Genomic DNA, 3,972 nt, shown 5'->3' with positions numbered 1-3,972 from the left:
GAGGGGCGGCGGGGGCCGCGAGGGCGCCGGGCGCGGCCGGCGCGCCCGCGTCCGGCTTGCCCACGTGGGCGCGTGCGCTTGTGCGCGGGGCCTCGCCCGTGCCGCTCTGGGTGGGCAAGCGCGCCCGCTTCGTGGTCGTGGACGTGGAGACGGCGGGTGCGGGAGAGCCGGTCGCAGCGGCCAAGGGGGCCGGCGCGGCGACGCGCGTCGCGGATGGCGCAGGGACGCGCGTCCCGGTGGGCGTGCCCGCGCTCCACGTGAGCCCGGCGGTGGCGCGCCGCTTGCACCTGCCGCCCACCGGCCGGGGCATGGGCCTTCGCGTGCGGCTGCGCCGGGACCCGGACGGCCTGCACCTGGGGCCGGTGATCGGCCTGCTCCTCGGCGACGGCGTCAGCCCGCCGCGGGCCGGCCTCGTTCGTGGGCTCGCGCGGCTCCTGCAAGCGTGCCGACCCGCCGGCATCGTCTACGCGTTCACGCTGCGCGACGTACAGCACGCCAGCGCGGGCGTCGCCGGCGCCCTCTGGCTCGGCGGCGCCTTCCGCGCGCCGGCCCTGCTGCCGTTGCCGGACGTCGTCTGGAACTGCGGGGATGCCGCCGACGAATTGCGCCCTCTGGTGAGCCGGCTCTGCGACGGGCGGGTGCTCGACGGGGGCGGACCGGCACTGCTCGAGGGGAAGGATCCGGCGGTGGCCAGGGCCGCCCGCGCGCTGCTCGCCGGCGCCGTCAGGCTGGCCGGGTACGGTGAGACGTCATGAGCCGGGAGCGCTCCGACGCCCTGCCGCTCGTGGTCGACCCCACGCTGCCGCCCGCCACCTGCATCTGGGATCCGGACGCGGCAGGGGAGGCAGGGCGGGCGGCCCTTGCGTCCCCTCCGCCCGCGCTGCGACTCGGCGACTGGCGCCGTGCGGCGCGCGCCGTCGCGCGTCCCGGGAGCGGGCAGGTGCGGGTCGATCCCGCGACGGCGTCCGCGTTCGGACTTCCGCCGGACGCGACCGGGCGTGACGCGTTCTCCTTCTACGTGCGGCTCGACCGGGACGCGATCCGCCTCGGCCCGGTGATCGGCCTCTTTCTCGGCGACGGCGTCGTCGAGGACCCCGAGAGCCTGCTCGCGTGGCAAGCCTTCTGCCTGTCGCACGTGACGGCGCCCGGCCTCGTGTATGCGTTCACGCTGGCGGATGTCCGGGTCGATCCGGTCGCAGCCGGAGCTGCCGACGATGGCGGCGCGGAGGATGCCGCCCGCGTGGTCGGCCGCCTCTGGGACGGCACGCGCTTCCGCGAACCGGCGCCGCTTCCGCGGCCGGACGTCATCTGGAAGCGCGGCGAAGCGCCGCTGGGAGCGCAACCGGCGCTCCGCCGCCTGTGCCGGGGCCGGCTGTTCAACGAGCGGCTCTCCTGGAGCAAGGCGGAAGTGCAAGCGGTGCTGGGCGGCTCGCCGCACATCCCCGAAGCCTTCCACGTACGGCTGGCGGACCCGACGCTGCCCGCGGAGGCGGCTGCCGTGGAGGCCTTCCTCCAGCGCGGCGCCGCCTACCTCAAGCCGGTGTACGGCAGCCAGGGCGCCGGCGTCGCCCGGGTCGACCGATCGGACCGGGGGTGCCGGTTGCGTCTGGACGGCGTCGCGGTCGAGGCGCCGCTCCCCGACGCGCTGATCCAGTATCGCGACCGCGCGCCGTCGCCGGCCGGGTACCTCGTCCAGCGGGCGATCGAGCAACCGGTGCCGGGCGTGCCCGCGGACCTGCGCGTCATGGTGCAGCGCGGCCGCGACGGCCGGCTGCGGTGCACCGGCACGTGGGCCCGCCTCGCCGAGCCCGGCCGCGTGGTGAGCAACCGCTCGGCCGGCGGGCGGCTCGTCGAGCCCCGGGCCCTGATGCGGGCGCTCGGCTTCGCCGTCGACGCGGACCGCCTCCTGGCCGCGATCGCCCGGGGCGCCGTGCACATGACCAGGCGGCTGGAGCGCGCCTTCGGCCGCATCGCGGAGGTCGGCCTCGACGTGATGGTCGACCGCACGGGAGAGTGGTGGGTCCTGGAAGCGAACCCGCGGCCCGGACAGATGATCTTCGCGATGGCGGACCCGCCGGCGTTCCGGCGCATGATCCGCGCGCCGCTGGACTACGCGGCCACGCTCGCCGGCTTCTGAAAGCGGGGAGCGGGTGCGGAGCGAGCGGGAAGCGGGTGGGGAACGGCCTACGCCACCCGGATCCACGTCTCCTTGAGGGCGACGAAGACCAGAAACAGGCCCACGGCGGCGACCAGCGCGGCCGCCTCGGTCGCGCCGAAGCGCAGCGGCACGAGCGGCGTCTTGCGCCCCGGATACGCGTAGCCGCGCGCGTCCATGGCGATCTGGAAGTCGTTGCCCTTCCGGAACAGCAGGAGAATCAGCGGGGTGACGACCGGAACGTACGCGCGCCGCGCGCGCTGCCACGCGTTCATGGCGTCCATGTCGAATCCGCGCAGCCGCTGCGCGTCGAGGATCTCCTGCCAGAGCTTGAAGATGAGCCCCGTGAAGGACAGCGCCGAGACGAACATGAAGCTCACCTTCGCGGGCACGCGCAGCTGGCCCAGCGCGCCCATGATCTCGGCGGGCGAGGTCGTCACCACGAAGAGCGGCAGGGCGAGCGCGGCCGCGAGGATGCGCAGGCTCAGCACCACGCCCCAGAAGAGGCCTTCATCCGTCACGGAGCCGATGTCGCTGCCGAAAAAGGCCAGCCGGCCGAGGCTGAACACGACGTGCCCGCCTTCGTACAGCAGCGCCTGCGAGATCATGATGAACCCGAACGTCCAGAGCAGCACCCGCATCAGGAAGCCGAACTGGCGCAGGCCGACGCGCGCCGTCGCCCAGAGCGCGAGGGAGACGAGCGCCCAGTACGCCACCGCGACGAGGTCGGGCAGCGTCGCGCGGTACGGAAAGATCACGACGACGAGCGTCAACACGAGGTACACGAGCTTGACGATCGGGTGCAGGCGGTGCAGCGGCGTCGACCGCGCGCTGTATTGGAACACGCCCATCGCGTTCCCTCCCTAGTTCCCGTCGCCCGGCGCCGGTCGCAGCGCGTCGATCAGGCGCTCCAGGCTCACGGCTTCAGCCGGGACGCCCGCGGGCGCCAGCGCGCGCACGACCGGCGCGATCTGCGGCGGGCGCAGCTTGGTGCGTTCGAGGAGCTCCTCCTGCGCGAAGACCTCGTGCGGCGGGCCCTGCGTCAGGACGCACCCGTCCCACAGCACGACCACGCGGGAAGCGTAGTGCGCCACGAGTTCCATGTCGTGGCTGATCATGATGACGGTGCGGCCTTCCCGGCGCAGTTCCTCCGCCAGGTCGGCGAGGAGGTAGCGGCCGCGGTAGTCCTGGGCGGTCGTCGGCTCGTCGAGGATGAGCACGTCCGGCTGCATGGCGAGCACGGCGGCGACGGCGAGGCGGCGCCGGTCGCCGAAGCTTAGGCGGAAGGGGAACAGGTCCGCGACCCCGTCCAGGCCGACGGCCGCGAGGCTCTCGCGGGCGCGCCGCTCCACCTCCTCCGGCGGCAGGCCGAGGTTGCGCAGGCCGAACCGCACCTCCTCGATCGCCGAGACGTTGAAGAGCTGGTAGTCCGGGTTCTGCAGGACCAGCCCGATGCGCTGCGCGATCTGCGCGACGCGCAGCGAGGTCAGGTCCTCGCCGCGGTAGCGGATCTCGCCGGAACTCGGCCGGAGAAGCCCGGTGACGAGCTTGACCAGCGTGGACTTGCCCGAGCCGTTTTGCCCGATGATGCCGACGCACTCGCCTTCGTGCACCGTGAGGGAGACGTCCTGCACGGCGGGACGGGCGGCGCCCGGGTAGCTGTAGGTGACGCCGCGCAGCTCCAACACGGGTACCGCCGAGCGCGCCGCGGGCGCGGCGGGCGCGGCCGTGGCCGCGGCCGGCGCCGCGCCGCCCGCGCCGCTCCCAGCGGGGCGCGGCCTCAGCGCGCCCGTCTCCAGCAGGTGAAGGGCGAGGGC

General features: G+C 74.6%; 4 protein-coding genes. 2 read left to right on the top strand and 2 right to left on the bottom strand.

Annotated features, from left to right (window positions below; genetic code table 11):
- The coding region (locus IRZ18_08810) for a hypothetical protein (protein ID MBX5477205.1) at window positions 1-755 on the top strand (755 nt) is incomplete at its 5' end.
- Window positions 752-2,137, top strand: a complete 1,386-nt coding sequence (locus tag IRZ18_08805; protein MBX5477204.1) for a YheC/YheD family protein — start codon at window positions 752-754, stop codon at window positions 2,135-2,137. The genes IRZ18_08810 and IRZ18_08805, both read left to right, overlap by 4 nt.
- Before the next feature lie 47 nt (window positions 2,138-2,184).
- On the opposite strand, the gene IRZ18_08800 is transcribed toward IRZ18_08805, so the two are convergent.
- Window positions 2,185-3,006, bottom strand: coding sequence for an energy-coupling factor transporter transmembrane protein EcfT (locus tag IRZ18_08800; protein MBX5477203.1), 822 nt, complete (start codon window positions 3,004-3,006; stop codon window positions 2,185-2,187).
- Between the two features lie 12 nt (window positions 3,007-3,018).
- Window positions 3,019-3,972 (bottom strand): ATP-binding cassette domain-containing protein (locus IRZ18_08795; GenBank protein MBX5477202.1); only part of this gene is annotated, 954 nt, incomplete at its 5' end.

The organism is Clostridia bacterium, assembly GCA_019683875.1.
In the GTDB taxonomy this organism is placed as follows: Bacteria; Bacillota; Sulfobacillia; order RBS10-35; family Bu92; genus Bu92.
This window is presented reverse-complemented; position numbering and strand designations above follow the sequence as displayed.